The sequence below is a fragment of the Ruegeria sp. HKCCA6837 genome, assembly GCF_013034475.1.
In the GTDB taxonomy this organism is placed as follows: Bacteria; Pseudomonadota; Alphaproteobacteria; order Rhodobacterales; family Rhodobacteraceae; genus Ruegeria.
Map to the genome: position 1 here is coordinate 33,221 of NZ_WQGD01000014.1, position 24,624 is coordinate 57,844.

A 24,624-nucleotide genomic window follows, 5' to 3' on the forward strand; every position below is an offset into this window, starting at 1 on the left:
TCCTGGCCATTTCTGCGCCTCGGAAAAAGTAAGACTTTATCGTGCTTGGCAACCCAGAAAGGCCCAGCCACTTGCCGTGTCAGAGGTGCGGGAAACGATGGTTTGATGGTGACTTGAACATTAAACTTGCTAAACGCGCATGAAATGGCGCATATTTGTCTATATTTTTTGTACATAGAATAACAAAAAATTATGCTTTATCAGGGGCGATCATCGAGCACAGTGCGATTTGCACACATCAGGACCCAAAGGGGGAAGGGGCTCGGTTTTGTCGTGGTTAAAGATTGTATTGGTTTTTTGCCTTGTTGTTATCATGCCGTTGCAAGCTGTTGCCAACATTGGAAAAGTTATCAGCGCCAAGCAGGGCGCCCAGCTTGTTCGTGAAGGAAAAGCACAGCCTGTTGTTTCTGGTATGGATGTCGAGTCCGGGGATGCGATCACCACAGATCAAACGGGTTTGATCCAGATAGTCTTTGTGGATGACACTAAGATCGCAATTGGTCCCAACGCCCGCATGGTGCTGGATGTGAGCCTGTTGCGCGGCAATCGCAAAGCCAAAAGTTTTGCCGTTCAGGCGCTGGGCGGCAGCTTTCGGTTCATTTCCGGTAAAAGCCGAAAGCGCGCTTATTCAATCACGACACCTTCGGCGACAATGGCAGTGCGCGGAACAACCTTCGACATGTGGGTCGTTTCCGAACAGCAAAGCGCAATGCTTGTGCTTGAGGGGACTGTCAGAATGTGTGGGGTTCAGGGCACCTGCAGATCTTCGGGGCGTCAGTGCAGCATGTACGCAACAAGCGGAAGCGGAGCCGTCGGGCGCCCTGCAAGTCAGGCGCAATACGAACAGGCTTTGCAAAGCGGCTTTCCCTTCATTCAATCTCAGGAAGGTCTGTTGCCCCCGTTACAGGTCAGAGTTGAAGGTTGCGCCGGAGAAGCCGCGCCCATTCGTCGTGTCAAGCCAAACAGGGCAGAGCCTCGCGACGCGCCCCCGCAACGGCGGGAAAGAACGGACACCGTAGACGCGACTCCTGCGTCAAGCCCGTCAACTTCGGGACAGAGTGAGCCCGAAAGACCAGAGCCGGAACAAGAGGAACCGGAACAAGAAGAGCCTGAAAGAGAGGAACCAGAGCGGGAAGAACCAGAAAGAGAAGAAATCGATCATGAGGAGCCAGAGCGCGAGGAACCGGATCACGAAACGACCGATAGAACGGGATCTGAAGAAGGGTTCTCAACAAACGTTTTTGATTGACGGCGCGTTTTTCCTCTTTCCCGGAGGATGGTGTGAGCGAAAAGACACGTAAAACCAAAAGTGGGCGATGGGCCTTTCGTCTTGTTGGGCTGGTCCTGATCCTCTTTGGCTGTTTCATCCGTGCAGTGGATCCTTACCCGGTTCGAATGACTCGCCTGGTTTATTTCGATGTGCTTCAAAGGTTGTCTCCGCGAGAATTCAATCCGGATCTTCCCATACGCGTCGTGGATATCGATGAAGATGCGTTGGCCAATTGGGGACAGTGGCCCTGGCCGCGCACTCTGGTTGCTCAGATGGTGAAGAATCTGGGCGACTACGGTGCAGCAGCCATCGCTTTCGATATGCTTTTCGCCGAGCCTGACAGGTATTCACCATCACGCCTTCTGAACGATCCATCGCTTAAGGGTATTTTGACGGTGGAGCACCATGCCCAGAAGCTGGACAACGATGTGTTACTTGGAATGGAAATTGCATATTGGCCAGTAGTTCTGGGTGCCGCTGCGCGTCTTTCGCAGGAAGGTAAAAACATCACGCCCAAAGCAGGAATTGTCGAATTTGGGGAAAACCCTGCTGAGGGTTTGATTTCAGTTCCTCATTGGACGCCAATCGCGCCTCCGCTGGACCGAACTGCGGCAGGAATTGGTGGCGTCAATGTCTCACCCATTGGTGGAACTGGTATCGTGCGCCGCGTGCCAGTTCTTTGGGACGGGCCGGACGGGCCCATGCCAGGTCTGGCAATCGAATCTCTGAGGGTTGCACTGGGGGAGACCACCATTTTTGCCGAAGGCGCGTCAGACCAAGCAGGCATCATGCTGGCTGTTGAAGTCGGGGGCTACCGGATGCCAACAACCGAGAATGGTGAACTTTGGCTGAAATACCGGCGTGACACACCTGACCTTTATATTTCGGCCAACGACGTCATGGCAGGTTCCACCGATCCGTCTTTGCGGGCCGAAATCGAGGGTAGCATAATACTCGTCGGCACGTCCGCTGCAGGTCTGTTTGATATTCATCAAACGGCGCTTGGCGAAAGTGTCCCAGGTGTTTCAATTCATGCGCAGATGATCGAGCAAGTCTTGACCCAAGAGATGCTGAGCCGGTCTGATGTAACGGCGGCGCAGGAGTTGCTTGCCTTTGCCCTTTTGGGACTTGTCGTTATTGCTGTCATGTCCATTTTTGGTGCTGTTGCCTCCTTTATTGCTGGTGGCATTGCCGCGGCTGCCGTTCTGACGATCAGTTGGCTGGTCTTTCAGAATCAGTCTGTGTTGTTTGATGCGACTTTCCCATTAATCGGGGGTATGGTGAATTTTGGTCTGTTGGCAGGCTACTTGTTCATTTCGACCGAACGCGAAAAGCGTGAGATCCGAAAGGTGTTTTCGCACTACGTTGCCCCTGAAATTCTCAATGAAATGGAAAGTACGGGCCACCAATTGCAGCTGGGAGGAGAGACCCAGGAAATCACCGTTATGTTCTCGGATATTCGGGGTTTTACGTCTCTGTCCGAAACAGCATCCGCCAGCGAGCTTGTCTCCGTCCTGAACGCGCTGTTTTCCAAAATTGGGGATCAGGTCCTGCGCGAGCGCGGAACGATCGACAAATTTATTGGTGACGCGATCATGGCCTTCTGGAACGCGCCAATCCCTGTTGCAGACCATCCGTGCCGTGCAGCATTCGCCGCGCTCAAGATGCGAAGTGCGTTAGAAGAATTCAATGCCTCCAGCATTATGCGAAATAGGCAACCCATTGCTTTGGCGACAGGAATTGCCACAGGACAGGCGTGCGTTGGGAACATCGGATCAGAAAAGCGCTTCAATTATACTGTTATCGGCGACGTCGTGAATGTCTCAGCAAGGCTTGAACAAAGTTGCCGTGCGGTTGACTATGATATTGTCGTATCAAACGGGGTTTCCCGCGCGGGGCAAGCGGATCTGGCATTGTTGGAGGCAGGGCGTGTTGATCTGAAAGGTAAAGCCAACCCCGAACCTGTGTTTGTTCTGGTGGGGGATCAATCGGTCCTGAAGGCGCGGGCGTTCCAGGATCTTACTTCTCTGCACAGCGAATTGATTTCAGCGATAAAAAGCCGACTCCCTCAGGGCAGGATCGAAGAACTGTGTCGGCGATGCGAAGATCTGGCTGAAGACATCGAGCCGGGGCTCCGCCGGTTTTACCGTGCGCTTCTTGGCCGAACGGCTGATTTCAGATCGGACATGCCATCGGGTCAACTCATGTTCACCAGGTACAACCAGCGGGTAGGGGCCGAGTAGACCGCGATGCGATCTTGGTTTCGTTCCCTCACAGACAGTCGTGACTCAATGGATCAGACCCAGCGGGCTAACGGTAAAGCATCCTTGCGCGTTGCGTCTTTTCGGTGACGTGGCCGGTATTGCGAAATGAAAGTCCATGCCGTGCTGAATTTCGCACAATAGGGTGTCTCTTTTCTTGAAATTGGCGTAATACGTTAGCGCAAACTATTTTGCCGCAAGTAAGTAGTGACCCGGCGCAGGCCTGCCTGCGTCACGAGGCTCTACGCTAGGCAAGAAGGGGGGAAACAGGTGTATCTTGGTCTGGATCTGGGGACGTCCGGTCTCCGTGGTATTGTCGTTGATGAAGGCGGCCATGTACTGGCCGAGGCCGATTCAGGTGTTGAAACCTCAACACCTCATTCCGGGTGGTCCGAGCAGGTGCCGGGTGAGTGGATTGAGGCCTGCCAAAAAGTGGTTACCCAATTGCGAAAGGCAAATGCCGCGGCTTTTTCCGCTGTGCGTGCTGTTGGTTTAAGTGGGCACATGCACAGTGCCACACTGATCGACAAAGATGGAAACGTATTGCGGCCGTGCATTTTGTGGAACGACACGCGATCCGCGCTTGAGGCTGCTGATCTGGACGGTGCCGCGGGGATGCGTGCGATCACAGGTAATATCGTGTTCCCGGGTTTCACCGCGCCTAAACTGGAATGGGTGCGCAGGCATGAGCCCGAGGTCTTCGCAAAAGTCTTCAAAGTGCTGTTACCAAAAGATTATCTTCGTTTGTGGCTGACGGGCGAGTATATCAGCGACGTGTCAGACAGCGCCGGAACCGCGTGGCTGGATGTTGGCAGTCGCGAATGGTCCGACACAGCGCTTGAGCAAGGTCACATGCACCGCGATCAGATGCCAGAACTGGTTGAGGGCAGCGCGGTTGGAGGGCAGTTGCGGCCCGAGATATTGCAGAACTGGGGATTGGCCGGGCCTGTAATTGTTGCAGGCGGCGCAGGCGACAATGCCGCGGCAGCCTGTGGAATTGGCAGCATTAACGAGGGGGCGGGTTTTCTGTCATTGGGTACCTCTGGTGTGCTGCTGGTGGCCAAAGAAAGTTATGCACCCGCGCCGGAAACAGCGGTTCATTGCTTTTGTCACGCCGTGCCTGAGCGTTGGATTCAGATGGGCGTCATTCTGTCTGCCACAAACAGCTTGAACTGGCTGTCTCGAAACTTGGGACAGCCCGTTGGGGCGTTGGCGTCGGCGCTACCGGATCAGATCAATGGGCCGTCTGGTACGACCTTTTTGCCTTATTTGTCAGGGGAACGGACGCCGCATAACGACAGCGCCATCCGAGGCGCATTCCTTGGACTGGATATCGCCACGGATCCGAAGGCTCTGACGCAGTCCGTGATGGAAGGTGTTGCCTTCGCCATGCGCGATTGCCTTGAGGCGCTCAAGGCCACTGGAACCACGCCAGAAAGCCTGACCGTTGTGGGGGGCGGAGCGCGATCCCGGTTCTGGCTGGAGACACTGGCGACTGTCCTGAATACACGTCTTGTTCTGCCCAAGGGGAGTGAGTTTGGTGCCGCGACCGGCGCGGCGCGTTTAGCCGCATGCGCATTTCAGGGGGCAGACCCGGCGGGCGTCATGACCCCTCCGGAAACGGCTGAAGTCATTGTGCCCAGGACCGAGCTATGCGACGGGTATGAGAATGCCTATCAGCTTTATCGCCAATACTATGCGGCGTTGGCACCGCTTTCCGCGTCGTGATGGCGGGGCAACGCTCAGCAACCATAGAACGGGTTGTGCTGGAAGACGGTGATATGTCTGCCTCATTGCTCAGCTATGGTGCGATCACCCAAGGGTGGTGGTTGGGGCAAACGCCACTGATACTGGGCTATGACACACCGCAGGACTATCTGACGGAGCCATATTACCTGGGTGCAATCGTCGGGCGCTTGGCCAACCGTGTCAGTGGGGCGCAGTTCGATTTGCTGGGTGAAACCATCAGAGTTACGGCGAACGAAGGCAAAAACGCGCTACACGGCGGTCAGGATGGTCTGTCCCATCAGTATTGGAGTGTCGAGAAAACTGCTCTAAATCAGGCGGTTTTGTCGATAACTTCACCTGATGGTGAGGGCGGGTTTCCTGCGGAAGTCCAGTTCGTGATAAGGGTGGAGCTGGCTTATCCGTGTCTGATCTATACGATCACAGCGCATCCGGACCGGCCCACGCCGATCAGCATCGCGCAGCACAATTATTACTCACTTGGTTGCCCGCATGGCATTCTCGATTGCCGTCTCAAACTACATGCCAAAACCCTTCTTGAATTGAACGAAAACGCCGTACCCACCGGCCGCATTCTAAAAGCCGATGCAGAAAGCCTGGATTTCACGCGCAGTCGCGTAATCGGCCAAGAAGCTGGCTTTCTTGACCACTATTTTGTGTTTGAAGATGGACGGGACGTGACCATGCCTGTTGCAGAAGTCGAAACGCCATCGGGTTTAAAGATGAAGGTTTATTCAGATCAACCGGGCGCACAGGTCTATACAGCTGGACATTTGTCTGATCATTTCAAACCGGGGGCGGCGCTTTGTATTGAGCCCGCCGGATACACCGACGCGGTGAACAATCCGGCCTTTCCTTCTGTGATCTACACGCCGGAAAAACCCTATCGTCAGAAGCTTACGCTTGAGATTGTCGAGGATTGAACATGAAAGCTCGGATTTTGGCAGCTTCAATAGGCTTTTGGCTGATGGCATCAGCACTTCAGGCGCAGGATCTTGGACCCGCTCCGAAATTCCTTGAGCCGGACCTGGAGCGTGTCGAACTGGGACAGTTATTGTTTTATGACCCCATCCTGTCAGGGAACAAAAATATCAGTTGCGCCACTTGCCATCATCCGGATCTGGGTACGTCTGATGGGCTTTCACTTGGAATCGGAGAAGGCGGTGTGGGGCTTGGGGCCGAGCGTAAGATCACTCAGGATAACTCTCCCGAACAGCGGATTCCGCGAAACTCGCCGGGCCTGTGGAACCTTGGTGCGTTGGAGTTCACGACCTTTTTCCATGATGGTCGGCTGGAGGCTGATCCGTCACAACCTAATGGCATCAGAACGCCATTGGGGACGGATATGCGGCGCGGCTTTCAATCGGCTCTGGCTGCGCAAGCGATGTTCCCGGTGCTTTCACCTGACGAGATGGCGGGTCACTATTCTGAAAACGAGGTGAGCAAGGCGGTACGGCTTGGCTTGTTGACCCAGGAGGGCGGGGCCTGGGACCTGATCGCTGCACGTGTGGCGGGGATACCGGAATATTCGCAGCGGTTTGAGGACGTCGCGCCCAGGGAAGAGATCACCTTTACCGCCATCGCCAATGTCATAGCGGATTTCATCGCTTTTGAGTGGCGTGCGGACAACAGTCTTTTTGATCGCGCTATGCGGGGCGAGGCGTCTCTGCCCGCGTCAGCGCAATTGGGCATGACCCTGTTTTACGGTGAGGCCGGGTGCAGCAGCTGCCATTCCGGATGGTTCCAGACGGATCACAGTTTCCATTCCATCGCCATGCCCCAGATCGGCCCCGGAAAAGCGGCCAGGTTCGAAAACCACGTGCGCGATGACGGGCGGTTGCGCGTCACAGGGGATGCAAGGGATGCGTTTGCTTTTCGCACGCCCTCATTGCGGAACGTGACACTGACCGCGCCCTATGGGCACAGTGGCGCGTATGCTGAGCTTGAGGATGTGGTGCGTCACCATTTGAATCCTGTGGCAGCCTTGCGCAATTATTCGGTCGAGAAAGCCGAACTGCCCGAATTTGATGGCGCGCTGGATGCCCAGGCTGTGCAAGACCCCATGCATGTGGACGCAATTGCCGCCTCAAACACATTGGCCCCAATGAGCCTGAGCGATGATGACATCAACGCCATCCTGAGTTTCCTCAGCACTCTGGAGGACCCGGCAGTTCGGTTGGGGGTGCCCAAGACGGTTCCAAGCGGTTTGCCCGTTGACCAATAGTCAGCGGTCAGCGGCTAAGGCGTATCACCTGATTGGGGTTGGCGGTCTGCCAATCACTTGCCTTGCCATCGGGCCAGATCACCCTGATCTGTAAGCTTTCCGCATTGCCCAGACCAAAGTGGTGAAATCCAGCAATGCCACTGGCATGACCGCCGCCAACTGTGACTTCCCGGGTCTGCACTCCGGCGTCCGTATTGACCTCGATAAAACTGCCGATGGCCAAGCGGTTGGGTTGTGCTTGACCCACATCCACCATCAACCAGTTGCCATTTTGCGGCTTGTTCTGAAAAACCTCCAGTGATGAACCGCGATTGACGACCACCATGTCCAGCCAGCCATCCCCGTTCAGATCGGCCAAGGCCCCGCCGCGGGACTTTGCCATAGAAGCCACGCCCGCTTGTTCTGCTGTTTCGACAAATTGCCCATTGTCGTTTTGTATCAGTAGGTTGTTTGGATCGGTTTGTGCGGCGTCTGGCATCTGTTCGACATTGCCCTTAGCGACAAAAATATCGTCCCGCCCGTCATTATTAACGTCACCGAATTGGGCGTGCCAGCCGGTTGAAGGACGACCATCACCACCTGTGTGTGGCCTGTGTGCTGTCGTCCCCCGATCATAGGTTGCGTCCCGCCATGTTGGCCCCGCAGTCGACGGATCGAAGGTCTGGAATTTCTGATCCCCCATCGAGGTCAGGTAAACATCGGGAAATCCATCTCCGTTCAAATCTCGCGAGGCGATGCCCATGCCCCAGATCGAATAAGGCAGCCATCCGTCTGCGTGCTCATAAAGGCGTGGGATGTCCTCCATCGCCCAAAGTTGCTCTTGCCCGTTGCGCACATAGTAGTGGCGGTCGTTGCTGACACGCAGATCCGCACGCCCCGACCGCGCCCAGTCGGAAAACAGAATTGAGAGGGAACAGTGCCCGGGTTCCAGATGTACGGGAACGCCATATGAGCTGCCATCCGGTCGATACAACAAAGTCGGCCCGCAGGTCTCAAACGGTCCATCGGGGTCGTTGCGGTCAACATAAGTGCCAAACGCCAGCGTGGGCAGCGCTTGCCCGCTTTCCCAAGTGGCAGAGAAACCCGTGGTCCAATGATCCTCAGAAGTGAAGTTCAGCGAGTTGAAAAGGTCGAACGCGCAATCCGGCCCGCCGCGCAGCAACAGATCCGAACCCACGCGCAGAACTGCCAGGTCAAGCAGCCCGTCGCCATCTACATCCAGCGGATATGCGCCGGTTACACCGGTCAGGGACAAAGCGCTGGGCGTGTCTGCCCGAAACTGAACGTCTTCCTCGGATACGTTCACAAACAACTGCGCTGGGTTTGAACCTCCGGCAGCAAAAAGTTCGGGGCGGTCGTCGCCATTACAGTCGAAAACAGCGACCCCACCGCCCACAAAATGTTCCCACCCGCCGTCATAGATATGGGGTTGAACGTCAACGCCAAAAAACTGCGGGGAAGGTGCATCCGCCGCAATGGTTGTTGCTGTGGTCAGCAGGAAAGCCAAACTAGTTCGCATGTGCCGCCAATTCCCTGACTTTCAGAATCGAGACCTGTTCGATTCCATAAGCAGCCGCACCTTTGGCCCACATAGAGTCCCCCCAGTGGTTGACTTTGATTTCGGGCAGCGGCGCGTCAACGCTGACGACGCCGTTTCTGATACGCGTCATTACGTCTTCCGAGTGCAGATACTCAAAACTGCCCCTTGTGCCGGACAGGATAATGCATTCCGGGTCGAACAAATTGATCAGGTTCGAAACCCCCATTCCAAACATTTGACCGGCCCGGGACAGCACGGAAATCGACCGAGCATCGCCGGCATTTGCGGCCGTAAGAATATCTGTGAGTGTGCGGGGGTCCGTGGCCTGGCTGGCAATCGTCGCTTCGCGGATCAGGGCGTATTCTCCGACATAGGCTTCCAGACATCCGCGCTGTCCGCACTGGCACAGCGCGCCGTCCAGTTGAACCTTCAAATGCCCGAACTCCGCGCCGCATCCGCGCTCGCCGCGATAAAGTTTGCCATCAACGACGATGCCCAAACCGATGCCGTGTTCGATGGTCACAACCAGAAATGTCTTCAGCCCTTTTCCCAGCCCAAACAATTGCTCGGCCTTGGCCACCAGATTGGCGTCATTTTCGATAAAGGCGGGGCAGGGCAGCGCCTTGGACAAGAGCGGGCTCAGGTCTACGTTGCGTTCTGTCAAAGAAGACGACCAATGTACAAAGTTCTTTTCTGCGTCGATCAACCCCGCAATGCCGATACAGACGCCGGACAGATCAGACAGCGACCGGTTCGCAGTGCCACAGGCAAGGTCAAGGGCTGTGCGGATCGTTTTTGTGAAGATCTCGGGTGCCATACGCGCCTCATCCAATGGATGGGTATAAGAGGCGATTTCGGTGCCTTCGAAATCCACCAAGATGACCGAGATCTGATGCCGCGCGACCTTTACGCCTGCAATCATGTGACAACCGCCGTGCAGTTTCAAAAGCACACGTGGCCTGCCACGACGTGTGGATTTTGACTGCGACTCCCCTTCAATTTCTTGGATTAGACCGGCGGACAGCAGGTCTGCTGTGGCAGATGTGATTGTTGCAGGACTGGTTTCAAGCGCCGTGGCGATGTCGATTCGCGAGATGGCTTCGGTTGCGCGAATCTGCTCCAGCACCCGCAATCGGGTGATGTTTCTTTGGTCCGTGGCGTTTGAAGAAGCTTTGCTTTTCAGCATCTTGCCCTCGCGAATCTAATCCCTGTTTCAACCTAGGCGGTTTTTTCTGTTACCGATAGCATAAATATTTTACCGACTGAAATAAATATGCTACTCAGAATTATCGGGGCCACGAATCATGAAGCGATGGCTCAATGAAACCGGGAGGAAATCATGAAAAGAATTCTCAGCGCTTCCGCTGTGGCGGTGTTGATGGGTACGGCCGCCTTTGCCGAACCTGTTGTGGGCGTCAGCTGGTCGAACTTTCAGGAAGAGCGTTGGAAGACCGACGAGGCCGCGATCAAAGCCGCGCTCGAGGCGGGTGGAGCCGAGTACATTTCGTCGGATGCGCAATCGTCCTCGGCCAAGCAGTTGTCGGACATTGAAAGTCTGATTGCTCAGGGCGTTGATGCACTGATCATTCTGGCGCAAGACTCTCAGGCCATTGGTCCGGCGGTTCAGGCAGCCGCTGACGAGGGCATTCCAGTTATCGCGTATGACCGCCTGATCGAAGATGACCGGGCGTTTTATCTGACCTTTGACAACGTAGAAGTTGGCCGGATGCAAGCGCGCGCTGTATTCGACGCGATGCCCAAGGGTAATTACGTGATGATCAAGGGTTCGCCCACCGACCCGAACGCGGATTTCCTGCGTGGTGGTCAGCAAGAGATCATCCAGGGCGCCGTTGACAGTGGTGACATCGTGATAGTGGGTGAGGCTTATACCGACGGCTGGCTGCCTGCGAACGCGCAGCGCAACATGGAGCAGATCCTGACAGCGAACGAAAACAACGTTGATGCCGTGGTCGCCTCGAATGACGGTACTGCTGGTGGCGTTGTTGCTGCTCTGACCGCGCAAGGCATGGACGGTATTCCGGTCTCGGGCCAGGATGGTGACCACGCGGCGCTGAACCGTGTTGCCAAGGGCACGCAGACCGTCTCGGTTTGGAAAGACGCACGTGAGCTGGGCAAAGCTGCCGGTGAAATCGCGGTTGCGTTGAGCAGCGGAACAAGCCCTGCGGATGTTGAAGGCGCGATCAGCTGGACCTCGCCCGGTGGCACCGAGATGAACTCGGTCTTCCTGGCTCCTGTGCCGATCACCAAGGACAACCTGACCGTTGTGGTCGACGCGGGCTGGATCCCGCTGGAAGACCTGTGCCAGGGCGTCGAAAACGGCCCTGCGCCCTGTAACTAAACCAAGTTCCAAATCACAACGTCTCTGGCCCGCAAGGGTGGGCCAGAGATCATAGCTGAACATGAAAGATCGGATATGACCGAAACTTCGTCTCAGCCGGTACCCCAAAAAGCAAAGGCCAACCTGTTCCAGCAGCTGGAACTGGATATGCGGCTATTGGGCATGATCGGCGCCTTCATCATCCTGTGCATCGGCTTCAACATCGTTACGGATGGCCGTTTTCTGACACCCAGAAACCTGTTCAACCTGTCGATCCAGACCGTTTCGGTTGCGATCATGGCTTGTGGCATGGTGTTCATTATCGTCATGCGCCATATTGACCTGTCGGTTGGGGCGCTTCTGGCGACCACATCTGCTGTCATGGCGATGACCCAGACCGAGCTGTTGCCCAACGTATTGGGAATGGGTTTGAACCACCCGGCGACCTGGGCGATCACTTTGGTTGTGGGCCTTGTAGTGGGCACATTGATCGGCGCGTTCCACGGTTGGATGGTGGGGTACCTGACCATTCCAGCCTTTATTGTGACGCTTGGCGGTTTTCTGGTCTGGCGCAACGTGGCCTGGTACATGACCGATGGCCAGACAATCGGGCCGCTGGACAGCACTTTCCTGATGTTCGGGGGGACAAACGGCACGTTGGGAACAACCGTCAGCCTTCTGTTCGGCCTTGCCGCCACTGCTATTGCGATCTGGGCGTTGTGGAGCGGCCGCCGGTCCAAAGCCGCCCATGGGTTTCCTGTGAAACCTGTTTGGGCCGAAACGACGCTGGCTGGGATCATCGGCATCGCCATCATGGGCTATGTCCTGATCGTCAACAGCTATGCGATCCCGACCCGCCGTCTGGAACGGATGTTCGAAGCGCGGGGTGAGACCATGCCCGAGGGGCTGATTGTTGGCTACGGCATTCCGATCTCGGTCCTGATCCTGATCCTTGTGGCCGTGACATTGACGGTTGTAGCCCGCAAAACCCGCTTTGGCCGCTATATCTTTGCAACTGGCGGCAACCCGGACGCGGCAGAGTTGTCGGGTATCAACACCCGGATGATGACCGTCAAAATCTTTGCTCTGATGGGGTTCTTGTGTGCGTTGTCAGCGGTTGTGGCCTCGGCCCGCCTGGCCAACCACTCGAACGATATTGGCACGCTGGATGAGCTGCGCGTGATTGCTGCGGCCGTGATCGGTGGAACCGCTCTGTCGGGTGGTATCGGCACGATCTATGGGGCAATCCTTGGCGCGCTGATCATGCAGGCGCTGCAATCTGGTATGGCCATGGTCGGCGTTGATGCGCCGTTTCAGAACATCGTCGTCGGCTCTGTTCTTGTCTTGGCCGTCTATATCGACATCGTCTATCGCAAACGTCTGGGGGCGAAATGATGCAAGCTCAAGAAACACAGAACCAAGCATCGGGCCGTGGCTCCGGCCAGCCTCCGCTTGTGGAAATGCGCGATATCTCGATTTCTTTCGGGGGCATCAAGGCGGTGGACCACGTCTCGGTCGATCTGTACCCGGGCGAAGTTGTGGGCCTCTTGGGCCACAACGGGGCCGGTAAATCCACTCTGATCAAGGTGCTTTCGGGCGCCTATCAGATGGACCATGGTGAAATCCTCATTGATGGCAAGAAGGTTGAGATCAACAACCCCCGTGACGCGCGGGCCAACAATATCGAGACGATCTATCAGACGCTGGCGCTGGCAGACAATCTGGATGCAAGCTCGAACCTGTTTTTGGGGCGCGAGATGGTCACGCCCTTTGGTCTGGTCAACGATGCCGCGATGGAAGCTGAATGCCGCAAGATCATGGCGCAGCTGAACCCGAACTTTCAGAAGTTCAACGACCCGGTTTCGGCCCTGTCGGGTGGTCAGCGGCAATCGGTGGCCATTGCGCGCGCGGTGTATTTCAACGCACGCATCCTGATTATGGACGAGCCAACGGCAGCGCTGGGTCCGCATGAAACGCAAATGGTGGCGGATCTGATCCAACAGCTAAAGGCGCAAGGCATCGGGATTTTCCTGATCGACCACGATGTGCACGCGGTGATGGAGCTGTGCGACCGGGCCTCGGTCATGAAGAACGGGCAACTGGTTGGTACCGTGGACATCCCTGATGTCACCGATGACGACCTGTTGTCGATGATCATTCTGGGCAAGAAGCCCGGCGAAAAGACGGAATGAGGTAAACGAGATGACGAGCGGTTTCTTTCAAGGGATCGAGCAGGTCCAATTCGAGGGCGAGGGCAGTAAGAACCCGCTCGCATTCCGTCACTACAACCCGGACGAGATCGTCATGGGCAAACGCATGGAGGATCACCTGCGTTTTGCCGTGGCGTGGTGGCATTCGTTCGCGTGGGAGGGCGGGGATCCGTTTGGCGGCCCCACTTTCGAACGCCCCTGGCACCCGCAAGACGATATGGGGCGGGCCAAGATGAAGGCCGATGTGGCCTTTGAGATGTTTCAAATTCTGGGGCAGCCTTATTTCTGCTGGCATGATGCGGACATTCGCCCCGAGCAGGGGAACTTCGCGGACAATCTGCGCACGTTGAACGAGATCACCGACTATATCGGTGAAAAGATGCAGGTGTCAGGCACCAAGCTGCTGTGGGGCACGGCTAATATGTTCAGTCATCGCCGCTGGATGGGCGGTGCCAGCACCAACCCTGATCCCGATGTCTATGCTTTTGCTGCGGCCACGGTGAAATCCTGCCTGGACGCCACCCACAAGCTGGGCGGCGAGAACTATGTGCTTTGGGGCGGACGCGAAGGGTATGAGACTCTGCTCAACACTGACATGAAGACCGAGCTGGATCATATGGGCCGGTTCCTGAACATGGTGGTCGAGTACAAGCACAAGATCGGGTTCAAAGGCGCGATCCTTGTTGAGCCCAAACCTCAGGAGCCGTCAAAACACCAGTATGATTTTGACGCTGCCACCTGCATCGGGTTCCTGCGCAAGTATGGTCTGGAGGATGAGGTCAAACTGAACCTCGAGCAGGGGCACGCAATCCTTGCGGGGCATAGCTTTGAGCACGAGATCGCCGTGGCCGCAGCCGAAGGGATGCTGGGGTCCATCGATATGAACCGGAACGATTATCAATCGGGTTGGGACACGGATCAGTTTCCTAACAACACGCCCGAAGTCGCGCTGGCCTATTACCACATCCTGAAAGCGGGCGGGTTCACCACAGGTGGCACCAATTTCGACGCCAAGCTGCGCAGACAATCCATCGACGCCGAAGATCTGATTGCCGCGCATGTGGGCGGGATGGACATCTGCGCCCGGGGCCTGAAAGCAGCGGCTGCAATGCTTGAAGATGGCGGTTTGGAGCAGGCGCTGGTTGACCGCTACGCAGGCTGGAAGACGCCCGAGGCACAGGCGATGCTGAGTTCCGGTTTGGACGAGATTGCTGCGCGGGTTTTGGCCGAGGGGATCAATCCGCAGCCGCGATCGGGTCGTCAGGAAATGCTGGAAAACTACGTCAACAGATTTGTCTGAGGGCCAGGGTCCGGGAGAGGGCGGTTGGCTCCGCCCTTTGCGGATCAGTCGTCCTGAACGACCTGCTGATGGACTTCGATCACATTGCCTTCGGGGTCGTGAAAGAACACCTGATGCCATTCTTTCGCAAACGTTGTGCCATAGTCTGAATAGGGGATGCCGCGTTCGTCCAGCAGCTTCAGGAAGGCGGGTAGATCATCGGTGCGAAAGGCGATGTGGCCGCGCGCGACTGGGTTGATCACCCGCCCGTTCTTGAAGGCCACGTCAAAGGCGCGCTGGGCCAAATGCATCTGCATGTTGCCTTCGGTCGCAAAGCGGATTTTGCCGTCATAGCCGCTGTCTTTGTCAGCTTCGGTGCGCGGGAAATTATCCTGCGGGATATCATCCAGCCCCAGCACGTTAGTGTAAAAATCATGCATACGATCAACATCATCAGCCACGAAGTTGATGTGGTGGAATTCCAGTTTCATGCTCTGCCTCACCTCGGACAATTGGTGTTTCGGCAGTTCTAACACGTCCTCATGGGGCTGTAGATGGCAAAACGGGATAGCGGGTTGTGTCGGGTGTTCATCCGCGACCATAAAGATCGGAACGAAACCGTTGACCCGTGGCGGTGATCTGTGATGCTGGCGGGATAACACACCGACCACCACAGGTTAGAATGTCCAACCAATCTCAAACCGAAGCCGTATTCCTGAGCGGCAATCTGATGCGGCATGTCACCCGCATGTCGTTGACGACAAGCATCGGGCTGATGGCAATTTTTGCAGTCGACTTTGTGGACATGGTCTTCATTTCGATGCTGGGCAACGACGCGTTGGCTGCGGCGGTGGGTTACGCTGGAACGCTTTTGTTTTTCACCAACGCGATCAATATCGGCTTGTCGATTTCTGCCGGGGCGCTGGTTGCACGGGAACTTGGGGCGGGGCGGGCCGAACAGGCAAGGCATTATGCGTCCAGTGTGGCGGTGCTGGGTTTGATCGTCGGGTTGGTCGTACCCGTTCTGGTCTTGTTGAACCTTAGCCATCTGTTGTCATTGCTTGGCGCAGAAGGTGAGGTTCTTAGGCTGGCAATGCGCTATGTCTCGATCATCCTGCCGACAATGTGCGTCATGTCGATTGCCATGGCGGCCATGGCCGTGCTGCGCGCTCGTGGCGATGCACGACGGTCGATGATGGCAACGATCTATGGCGGAGTGGTGAATGCCGTTCTGGACCCGATCCTGATCTTTGCTGTGGGGCTGGGGCTGGATGGGGCCGCGATTGCCTCGGTTCTGGCGCGGCTGTGCATGCTGGCGGCGGCGCTATGGCCCGCGTTGCGGGTTCATCAGGGCTTTGCACGCCCGTCTTTGAAGCAGGTGGCACAGGACTTGCGCCCTGTGCGGGCCATCGCGATTCCTGCCGTTCTGACAAATGTAGCTACGCCCATTGGGAATGCCATCGTTGTGCGGGAAATTGCGCAATACGGAACGGACGCGGTGGCGGGTATGGCCGTCATAGGGCGGCTGCTGCCAGTGGCCTTTTCGGTCATCTTTGCCTTGTCGGGGGCAATAGGGCCAATCATCGGGCAGAATTTCGGAGCTGAGAAATTCGATCGGGTGCGCACGGCCTTTCTGGCCGGAATCAAATTCACGGGGCTTTATGTTCTGGGTATGGCTGCGATTCTGTTTCTCTTGCGGGCGCCGATTGCGGATTTGTTTGCGGCCGAAGGTGAAACTCGGGTTCTCATTTATTTGTTCTGCGGACCTCTGGCGCTGGCATCGTTTTTCAACGGTGTGATTTTTGTTTCGAATGCCAGCTTTAACAATCTTGGGCATCCAGTCTATTCAACTTGGATCAATTGGGGGCGTCACACGGTAGGAACCTGGGTTTTCGCAACCATCGGATCAAATCTCGCGGGGGCGTCCGGTGTTCTGTTGGGACAAGCTTTTGGCGGCGTCATTTTCGCCTTAATCAGCTGGGTCATGGTTGAGCGCGTGGTTGGCCGACTAAGACGTTCGCTCGCGCCCGAACCATTTGTGGATCAGGGCCGGATTCATTCCCTGTTTGGGCGCCGCGGCTGGTAACGCATCGCATCAGTTGCCCTGATTGCGTGCCTCAAGACGTTCCAGATTGACCACGGTCGACAGCATAAGACGGTCATGACTCCAGTCTTGTGTTTGCTGGACCGAAGCCGCCCCAAGCGCCAGAAGGGTGGCGAACGTCAGTGACATGCCAAGAAACACCGCCGGCAAAGGCGTCTCGGCGGGCTGTGCATCGGTCAATGCAATCACGCGCTGACGCAGTACGCGTTTGGCTTTTCCACCGGTCACAAAGGCAACGTTTAAGACGCGCGGATTTCTTGTTGAAAGAGTGCGCGCGCAATAGTCCAGAAGACACGTGGTATATTCGCGCGCATCGATCCTTTTGCGCGCAACAACGGATTGGTCACATGCCAATTCACGCAAGCGGCCGAATTGGTACTTGAGCATCAGGTATGCCGGATTCCAGAACAGCAGAGGGCGCAGAAGCTCAAAGCCGAGTTCCCATTCCACATCGCCCGCGCGAATGTGCTGAAACTCATGGGCCAGCGCAAAGCGTAGCTCGCGCGGTGTGTCCAGAAGATGGCTGGGCAGAACGACATGACGACGGCGCAGACCACGCACCGCGAACGGCACGGTAATGCGATCAGAGAGGCGGATATCCACCTTTGCCGATTGCCGCCAAAGGAAGCTGGACCTGACCGTTTGTCGGATCATCACTGCGTCCCGTAAAGCTCGAATGGCATATACAGCCGCAGCGACAGCGAACAGGGCGGCGAGTGAGATGAAAACGGGCTGCTGTCCTGACAAAGCAAGATCAACCCATCTTTCACGTGTATTCAGCAGGGCCTCGAACTGCACGGCAGGCATGGCGATATCACCGCGCAGATAAGCGGCAACTGCTATGTCACCAAGGGCGACGGCGCTCCCCGGCCATGCGTGAGCGGCCAAAGACGACACACCCAACGCTAGAAAAGGGCTGATCAGAATACAAATGCACAGAACCTTGAGAGCGCGCAGCTGTGCGACATAGCCATGGCGCAGAGTCGTGCGGGCCAGGGCGACGCGTGCCATCAACCAGATGGCAGCCGACAATGCCAGCACTATGTTGAGTTCGATATATGCGTCGAGAACCGGTCTAACCGCTGTCATTTTGCAGTCTCCTCTCTACCAGCGCTCGAATGTCCTCCAGGTCGGCTTCGCTCAGCCCGGCATCATCGACGAGCCGTGCCACCAGTGTAGCTGGGGTGTCGTCGAACAGAGTGCGGGACAGGTTTTGCAGCGAACGGGCCTGATATCTGTCCTTTTCCAAAAGCGGCGTATAGATCAGGGTTTTTCCTGACTTGCGGCTTTCCACAAAACCTTTTTCATCCAGAATACGCAGGATCGTGGCACCAGACGTATAGGCCAGATTGCGTTCTGAGGGCAGGCGGTCCAGGACATCGCGCACCGAGCCTTCCCCGAGAGCCCAGAGCTCGTTCATGAACTCCAGTTCGACCTCGGTCAGCAGATTAGTCGTCTTTTTCTTTCGCATCGATCTCGGTGTCGTCATGGTTCGTATGCCTGACAGACAAGCATCCTTTCGCTGTTTCGCAAAGCTTAAACTTTCCAGAAGACGAAGATACCCCAGCCGATCGACAGGAAAAGTGGCGTCCAGACAGGTTGTCCGACAATTCCCAGCCAGGCGAGGAAGATATAGGCCGAGCCGAGAAGCGTGATGAACAGCCTGTCGCCCAATGTGGTCGTCAATCCCAGCACACCACGCCGTTCGATCCCATCGCGGTACTTGAACCCTTCGAGCAAGCCAATCAGGGCGATTGCCGAAAAAATACCGACGAACAGGGCCAGAGTTGCTGGCGTCCATGCCATCCAGAAATCGGGCCAAAGGGGATCGGTCCAGGAAAACCCCTTTTCTTCTTGCTGGCCGACATTGCCCCAACCCGCTTGCTGAGCGACAGCCATGGTGGGCAGGAAGGGGAGGGTGAATAGTAGTTTACGCATATCGAACCTCACACTCGGCCCATCGCGAAACCGCGCGCGATGTAGTTGCGGACAAACCAGATGACGATGGCACCGGGTATGATGGTCAGCGTCCCGGCGGCAGCCAGTAGGCCCAGCTCATACCCCGCGCTTGATGCGGTGCGGGTCATCACGGCGGCGATGGGTTTGGCTTCGACTGCAGTCAGGGTTTTCGCCAGCAGCATTTCCACCCATGAGAACATGAAGCAGAAGAAGGCTGCGACGCCGACGCCCGCTTTGATGTTGGGCAGGAAGATCGTCACGAAAAAGCGCGGGAAGGAATAGCCATCGACATAGGCCGTCTCATCCAGTTCTTTCGGGATGCCGCGCATGAAGCCTTCCAGAATCCACACTGCCAATGGCACGTTGAACAATGTGTGTGCCAGTGCAACCGCCAGATGGGTGTCGAACAAGCCGATGGAGGAATAAAGCTGGAAGAACGGCAGCGCGAACACCGCCGCCGGTGCCATCCGGTTGGTCAGCAGCCAGAAGAACAATTGCTTGTCCCCCAGGAACCGATAGCGCGAGAACGCATAAGCCGCAGGTAGTGCCACACAGACCGAAAGCACCGTGTTGATCGTCACATAGAGGATCGAGTTGATATAGCCCCAATACCACGTCGGATCGGTGAAGATGGTGATGTAATTCTCCAGCGTAAAGGTCTGGGGAAACAGGGAAAAGCCCGACAGAATCTCGTTCGTGGTCTTGAAGGACATCGCCACCAGCCAATAGATCGGCAGCATCAGGAACGCGATATAGAGGATCGGGATAAGGGACCGCTTTTTCATTCCGCGTCATCCTTTGTCATCAGTGTGTAGAAGACCCATGAGACCAGCAGCGTGATGGCGAAATAGATCAGGCTCATCGCGGCCGCCGGGCCTAGATCGAACTGTCCGAGCGCGATCTTCACAAGGTCGATCGACAGCAAGGTGGTTGAGTTGCCGGGGCCGCCGCCGGTCAGAACAAAGGGCTCGGTATAGATGTTGAAACTGTCCATGAACCGCAGCAGGATTGCGATGGTCAGAACGGTTTTCATCTTGGGTAACTGGATGTAGCGGAACACCGACCACGGGCTGGCCCCGTCGATCTTGGCGGCTTGATAATAGGCGTCCGGGATTGAAACGAGGCCCGCATAGCACAGCAGCACAACCAGCGAGGTCCAGTGCCAGACATCCATGACGATAACCGTGATCCAGGCGGACAGAGGCTGTTGCGTCATGTCATAGTTGATGCCCAAAACATCATTCAAGAAGTATCCCAGCAGGCCGATCTTGGGCAGGGTAAAGATGTTCCACATCGAGCCGACCACGTTCCATGGGATCAACATGGGCAGCGCCATCAGGACCAGACAGACCGGCACCCAGAACCCTTTGCGGGGCATGGACAGCGCCACGATGATGCCCAGTGGAACCTCAATGATCAGGATCAGGAAGGTGAACAGGAATTGCCGACCGAGGGCCGCTTGGAACCGGTCCGACCGTAGGATTTGTTCAAACCAGCCAAGCCCTTCCCAGAAGAACTGGTTGTTGCCGAAGGTTTCCTGCACCGAGTAATTGACCACCGTCATCATTGGCACCAGCGCGTTGAACGCGACCAGCGCCAGCACCGGCAGGACAAAGAACCAGGCCTTTTGGTTTTCTGTTCTCATTGCGCCCGCTCCTGAGTTGCGATCCAGCCGTCACGGTAGACGCGGGATTGTTCTGGCTTGAATTGCAGAAAGACATGCGAGCCTGGGTTGGGCGCGTTGTGTTCTGCCACCGCCTTTACCGGCGTGTCTCCGACCATGGCGCTGACCACATAGTGGCGACCGATGTCCGCAACTTTGGTCACATGCGCGGGGACGCCTGTTTCGCCAAAGCTGATGTATTCCGGGCGAATACCCAGATCGGTTCGGCCACCTTCGCCCAGGGTGAGGCCTTCCAGCGCGATCTCGTGTCCTTCGAAGACCGCGCGGTCACCTTTGGCCTCGCACGGCAGAACATTCATGCCCGGCGAGCCGATGAAATGGCCGACGAATGTGTGTTGGGGCCGCTCGAACAGCTCGACCGGGGTGCCAATTTGTACGACCTCGCCCTCTTGCATCACGACCACTTCGTCCGCGAAAGTCAGCGCTTCGGTTTGGTCGTGGGTCACGTAAATCATGGTGGCCTTGACGCGTTGGTGCAGCTCTTTCAGCTTGGACCGCAGTTTCCATTTCAGATGCGGGTCAATCACGGTCAGCGGTTCATCAAACATCACCGCGTTCACGTCATCACGGACCAGACCGCGCCCCATCGAGATCTTCTGCTTGTTGTCTGGGCTGAGGCCGCTGGCGCGGGTATTCAGCATATCCGTGACGTCCAGCATCTCGGCAATCTCATCGACGCGGCGCTTGATCGTCGCTGCATCTACGCCCCGATTTTTGAGCGGAAAGGCCAGGTTTTCGCCCACGGTCATCGTGTCGTAGATCACCGGGAACTGGAATACCTGTGCGATGTTGCGCTGATCGGGGGGCAGGGCGGTCACGTCCTTGTCGTCAAACAGGATCCGACCTTCCGAGGGGGTAAGAAGGCCGGATATGATGTTCAGCAGCGTGGACTTGCCGCAGCCCGACGGCCCGAGCAGAGCGTATGCCCCACCATCACGCCAGGTCACATCAATTTCTTTCAGCGCATAATCCTCGGGGCCTTTCGGCGCGGGCATGTAGCTGTGTCGCAGGTTTGAAAGCTTGATCTGTGCCATGTCAGGCCACCCTCTTGCCGTCTTGGCTGAAATACCGGCAATGGGCCGGGTTCAGGTAGAAATTGTGATCCTCACCAACCTGATAAGGGTGCACGCCAGCGGCCAGAGAGACCCAGTCATCCGATCCGTGCCGAAAATGCGCACTGGAATCCGAGCCGGACAGTTCTGTCACGATGACGCGGCCTGTCAGTTCGACGTCCGCGTCAGACGTACGGAATGGCGTCACTCTGTGCGGGCGCACGGCAACCATGTAATCGCCGTCAGCCATATCTGATACGGCCCAGCCTCCGCCGCCCGCCAGTTGCGCCTGAGCGCCCGAAACTGTGATGCTGGCCACGTTGATCGGCGGGTCCGAGAAGACGCGCGCGGCGGCGATGTTTTCAGGGTTGCGGTAAATGTCTGCGGTCGGTCCGAATTGAGTCACGCGACCATCTTCCATCAAGGCCGTGTAGCCGCCCAACAAAAGGGCCTCTTCGGGTTCCGAGGTGGCGTAAACCACCACTGCGCCGCGTCCAGCGAACAGGTCCGGCAGCTGTTCGCGCAGTTCCTCGCGCAGTTTGTAATCCAGGTTCGCCAGCGGTTCATCCAGGAAGACCGCACGACTTTCTTTCGCGATGGCCCGAGCCAGTGCCGTGCGTTGTTGTTGCCCGCCTGACAGCTCATGCGGACGGCGGTGCAGCATGGGGCGCAGTTGCAGCAGATCGGCGGCCTCTTCAACGCGGCCCTCGATTTCGGACTTTGCCATGCCAGCCACGCGCAAGGGCGAGGCGATGTTATCAAAAACGGTCATGTGGGGGTAGTTCACGAAGAATTGGTGCACCAGGCTGATCTGTCGCTTTTGCGTGTTCAGCCGAGTCACGTCCTGCCCATCCATAAGGACCTTGCCCGAGGCGATCGGGTCCAGCCCGGCCATCATCTTGATCAGAGAGGTTTTGCCCGATCCGGTCGCCCCTAAAAGAACGTTGAAGTGACCTGTATGAAGCTTCAGGTTTGTGGGCTTGATATGGATGACGTTGCCGACCCTTTTGGTCGCGTCTTGAAGTTCGATCATGTCCGTGAGTTCCGGTCCTTCAGTGCATCGCACTGGCCTTGGGATGGGGATGCCGCATACGGCATCCCCGATTGCTTTGGCTTACTGAGACTGCCAGCGCTGAACCAGCTCGTCATAGTTGACGGTCTGGCCCTGTGGCTTTTCGTTCTCAAGCTTGGCCTTGGGCGAACCTGCTTTTTCCAACCAGAAGGACGGATCCTGCGGCTCGTTCAGGCGCGGACCACAGCCGCCATAGACACCGGCGCTTTCATCCGCGGCCTGCATACGGGCCATGGTGATGTCCATTTCCTCAGCCAGACGGTCCATCGCCTCTTGCGGGGTGAAGGCGCCCGAGTTCACGTCACCGATCTGCTGCCACCAGATCTGGGCCAGCTTCGGATAATCCGGAACGTTGATGCCGGTCGGCGACCACGCCACACGGTCAGGCGAGCGGTAGAACTCAACCAGACCACCCAGCTTGGGTGCGCGTTCGGTGAACGACTCGTGATTGACCGAGCTGTCGCGGATGAAGGTCAGACCCACATGGGACTTCTTCACGTCAACAGTTTTGGACGTCACGAACTGAGCATAGAGCCACGCGGCCTGAGCACGATCCTCGGGGGTCGATTTCAGGAAAGTCCACGATCCCACGTCTTGGTATCCAACCTTCTGACCTTCTTCCCAATAGGGGCCATGCGGGCTGGGTGCCATCCGCCACAGCGGTGTGCCTTCGTCATCCACGGTGTTGTTGCCTTCGGACTTCGGCTTCACCATGTCGGCGGTAAAGGCGGTGTACCAGAAGATCTGCTGCGCCACGTTGCCCTGGCTGAGTGCAGGCAGCGACTGGTAGAAGTCATAAGACGCCGCACCCGGAGGCGCATAGGCGCGCAACCACTCATCCCATTTGCGGATCGCATAGACCGCAGCCGGGCCATTGGCTGCACCACCGCGCGATACGGATGCGCCAACGGGGTTACAGGTGCCCGCTTCCATGCGGATGCCCCATTCATCGACCGGAACACCATTCGGCTCGCCAACGTCGCCGGCACCGGCCATCGACAGCCAGGCGTCGGTCATGCGCCAGCCAAGGTCGGGCGCACGTTTGCCATAGTCCATGTGGCCATAGATCGTCACGCCGTCGACTTCTTTCACGTCATTGGTGAAGAATTCAGCGATGTCCTCATAGGCCGACCAGTTGACCGGAACACCCAGGTCATAGCCGTACTTCTCTTTAAACGCGGCCTTGTTGGCCTCATCATCGAACCAGTCCTTACGGAACCAGTACAGGTTCGCAAACTGCTGGTCGGGCAGCTGATACAGCTTGCCGTCCGGGCCAGTCGTGAACTGAATGCCCATGAAGTCATCCAGATCCAAAGTCGGCGAAGTTGTCGCCGCCCAGTCACCACCCATCATGTCGGTCAGCGGATAGGCGAGTTGCAGGCGCGAGTGCGTACCGATCAGGTCACTGTCGTTGACATAGCCGTCATACAGGTTCCGGCCCGTTTGCATCTGGGTCTGAACAGCCTGAACCACTTCACCTTCACCGAGGATTTGGTGGTTTACCTTGATGCCGGTGATTTCCTCGAACGCCTTGGTCAGAACCTCGGACTCATAGGAATGGGTCGGGATGCCCTCGGACAGGACGTTGATTTCCATGCCAGCATAAGGTTGTGCAGCTTCGATGAACCACTGCATCTCGGCCATCTGTTCGTCTTTCGACAGGGTTGATGGCTGGAATTCGTCGTCGATCCAACGTTGTGCTGCGGCTTCGTCGGCCCAAGCAGAACCGTGCCCCGCAATGACGGCAGCCGCCGCCACTGCGGAAAGTAGATGTCTCCGCATCTGTCTCCTCCCAAAGATTATGGTTTCCGGCGGTAACCGGATGCCGGACAGCATCAGCGATTTTTTGCGTACCTGTCAAACTAAATTTTTAGTAATTGACGCC

General features: G+C 56.8%; 21 protein-coding genes. 10 read left to right on the forward strand and 11 right to left on the reverse strand.

Translation table 11 applies throughout. The features are described 5' to 3' along the window. Positions 1 to 313 precede the first annotated feature (313 nt). The 5 genes from GOV91_RS17260 (at position 314) to GOV91_RS17280 (ending at position 7,501) form a co-directional block, all read left to right on the forward strand. Complete coding sequence (locus GOV91_RS17260) at positions 314 to 1,249, forward strand: FecR domain-containing protein (RefSeq protein WP_217352040.1); 936 nt, start codon at positions 314 to 316, stop codon at positions 1,247 to 1,249. Positions 1,250 to 1,281: 32 nt separating this feature from the next. Further along, positions 1,282 to 3,513: a CHASE2 domain-containing protein gene (locus tag GOV91_RS17265; RefSeq protein WP_371732336.1), complete on the forward strand. Its 2,232-nt coding sequence runs from the start codon at positions 1,282 to 1,284 to the stop codon at positions 3,511 to 3,513. Between the two features lie 288 nt (positions 3,514 to 3,801). Then, on the forward strand, positions 3,802 to 5,259 hold the full coding sequence (xylB, locus tag GOV91_RS17270) for a xylulokinase (RefSeq protein WP_171236415.1): 1,458 nt from the start codon (positions 3,802 to 3,804) through the stop codon (positions 5,257 to 5,259). Next, positions 5,259 to 6,200, forward strand: coding sequence for an aldose epimerase family protein (locus GOV91_RS17275; RefSeq protein WP_256369242.1), 942 nt, complete (start codon positions 5,259 to 5,261; stop codon positions 6,198 to 6,200). Before xylB ends, GOV91_RS17275 begins: the two co-directional genes overlap by 1 nt. A 44-nt stretch (positions 6,201 to 6,244) precedes the next feature. After that, positions 6,245 to 7,501: a cytochrome-c peroxidase gene (locus tag GOV91_RS17280; protein WP_254440707.1), complete on the forward strand. Its 1,257-nt coding sequence runs from the start codon at positions 6,245 to 6,247 to the stop codon at positions 7,499 to 7,501. 7 nt (positions 7,502 to 7,508) lie between these two features. On the opposite strand, the gene GOV91_RS17285 is transcribed toward GOV91_RS17280, so the two are convergent. Both GOV91_RS17285 and GOV91_RS17290 read right to left on the reverse strand, forming a co-directional pair. Next, the gene (locus GOV91_RS17285; protein ID WP_171236418.1) at positions 7,509 to 9,020 is read right to left on the reverse strand and encodes a CRTAC1 family protein; all 1,512 of its coding nucleotides are present in this window, start codon (positions 9,018 to 9,020) and stop codon (positions 7,509 to 7,511) included. After that, entirely contained in the window at positions 9,010 to 10,227 is a 1,218-nt protein-coding gene (locus GOV91_RS17290; protein WP_171236419.1) for an ROK family transcriptional regulator, read from the reverse strand. The genes GOV91_RS17285 and GOV91_RS17290 overlap by 11 nt, the downstream gene beginning before the upstream one ends. A gap of 192 nt (positions 10,228 to 10,419) precedes the next feature. On the opposite strand from GOV91_RS17290, the gene xylF reads away from it, so the two are divergent. The 4 genes from xylF to xylA all read left to right on the forward strand — a co-directional run bounded on the left by xylF (position 10,420) and on the right by xylA (position 14,889). Beyond that, positions 10,420 to 11,400, forward strand: coding sequence for a D-xylose ABC transporter substrate-binding protein (xylF, locus tag GOV91_RS17295; protein ID WP_371732105.1), 981 nt, complete (start codon positions 10,420 to 10,422; stop codon positions 11,398 to 11,400). A gap of 75 nt (positions 11,401 to 11,475) precedes the next feature. Continuing rightward, complete coding sequence (locus GOV91_RS17300; protein WP_171182571.1) at positions 11,476 to 12,774, forward strand: sugar ABC transporter permease; 1,299 nt, start codon at positions 11,476 to 11,478, stop codon at positions 12,772 to 12,774. After that, positions 12,774 to 13,571 carry an ATP-binding cassette domain-containing protein gene (locus tag GOV91_RS17305; RefSeq protein ID WP_171174927.1) on the forward strand — a complete coding sequence of 266 codons (798 nt, stop codon included), beginning with the start codon at positions 12,774 to 12,776 and terminating at the stop codon, positions 13,569 to 13,571. Before GOV91_RS17300 ends, GOV91_RS17305 begins: the two co-directional genes overlap by 1 nt. 10 nt (positions 13,572 to 13,581) lie before the next feature. Continuing rightward, positions 13,582 to 14,889, forward strand: coding sequence for a xylose isomerase (gene xylA, locus GOV91_RS17310; RefSeq protein WP_171236420.1), 1,308 nt, complete (start codon positions 13,582 to 13,584; stop codon positions 14,887 to 14,889). A gap of 44 nt (positions 14,890 to 14,933) precedes the next feature. Here xylA and GOV91_RS17315 read toward each other — a convergent pair whose 3' ends face one another. Beyond that, the gene (locus GOV91_RS17315) at positions 14,934 to 15,359 is read right to left on the reverse strand and encodes a VOC family protein (RefSeq protein ID WP_171236421.1); all 426 of its coding nucleotides are present in this window, start codon (positions 15,357 to 15,359) and stop codon (positions 14,934 to 14,936) included. Positions 15,360 to 15,550: 191 nt separating this feature from the next. Here GOV91_RS17315 and GOV91_RS17320 point away from each other — a divergent pair, with 191 nt between their 5' ends. Then, the gene (locus GOV91_RS17320; RefSeq protein ID WP_253284494.1) at positions 15,551 to 16,954 is read left to right on the forward strand and encodes an MATE family efflux transporter; all 1,404 of its coding nucleotides are present in this window, start codon (positions 15,551 to 15,553) and stop codon (positions 16,952 to 16,954) included. Between the two features lie 9 nt (positions 16,955 to 16,963). Here GOV91_RS17320 and GOV91_RS17325 read toward each other — a convergent pair whose 3' ends face one another. The 8 genes from GOV91_RS17325 to GOV91_RS17360 all read right to left on the reverse strand — a co-directional run bounded on the left by GOV91_RS17325 (position 16,964) and on the right by GOV91_RS17360 (position 24,521). Next, positions 16,964 to 18,061: a M56 family metallopeptidase gene (locus GOV91_RS17325; protein ID WP_171236422.1), complete on the reverse strand. Its 1,098-nt coding sequence runs from the start codon at positions 18,059 to 18,061 to the stop codon at positions 16,964 to 16,966. Continuing rightward, entirely contained in the window at positions 18,048 to 18,443 is a 396-nt protein-coding gene (locus GOV91_RS17330; RefSeq protein WP_171174919.1) for a BlaI/MecI/CopY family transcriptional regulator, read from the reverse strand. Before GOV91_RS17330 ends, GOV91_RS17325 begins: the two co-directional genes overlap by 14 nt. Before the next feature lie 65 nt (positions 18,444 to 18,508). After that, positions 18,509 to 18,910 carry a DUF2160 domain-containing protein gene (locus GOV91_RS17335; RefSeq protein ID WP_171174917.1) on the reverse strand — a complete coding sequence of 134 codons (402 nt, stop codon included), beginning with the start codon at positions 18,908 to 18,910 and terminating at the stop codon, positions 18,509 to 18,511. A gap of 8 nt (positions 18,911 to 18,918) precedes the next feature. Beyond that, a complete protein-coding gene (locus GOV91_RS17340) occupies positions 18,919 to 19,716 on the reverse strand; it encodes a carbohydrate ABC transporter permease (protein ID WP_171236423.1) in 798 nt (265 codons plus the stop codon). Then, complete coding sequence (locus GOV91_RS17345; protein WP_171236424.1) at positions 19,713 to 20,576, reverse strand: carbohydrate ABC transporter permease; 864 nt, start codon at positions 20,574 to 20,576, stop codon at positions 19,713 to 19,715. Before GOV91_RS17345 ends, GOV91_RS17340 begins: the two co-directional genes overlap by 4 nt. Then, complete coding sequence (locus GOV91_RS17350; RefSeq protein ID WP_171236425.1) at positions 20,573 to 21,649, reverse strand: ABC transporter ATP-binding protein; 1,077 nt, start codon at positions 21,647 to 21,649, stop codon at positions 20,573 to 20,575. The genes GOV91_RS17345 and GOV91_RS17350 overlap by 4 nt, the downstream gene beginning before the upstream one ends. 1 nt (position 21,650) lies before the next feature. Next, positions 21,651 to 22,700, reverse strand: coding sequence for an ABC transporter ATP-binding protein (locus tag GOV91_RS17355; RefSeq protein WP_171236426.1), 1,050 nt, complete (start codon positions 22,698 to 22,700; stop codon positions 21,651 to 21,653). 81 nt (positions 22,701 to 22,781) lie between these two features. Then, on the reverse strand, positions 22,782 to 24,521 hold the full coding sequence (locus GOV91_RS17360) for an ABC transporter substrate-binding protein (protein WP_171089189.1): 1,740 nt from the start codon (positions 24,519 to 24,521) through the stop codon (positions 22,782 to 22,784). Positions 24,522 to 24,624: the final 103 nt, after the last annotated feature.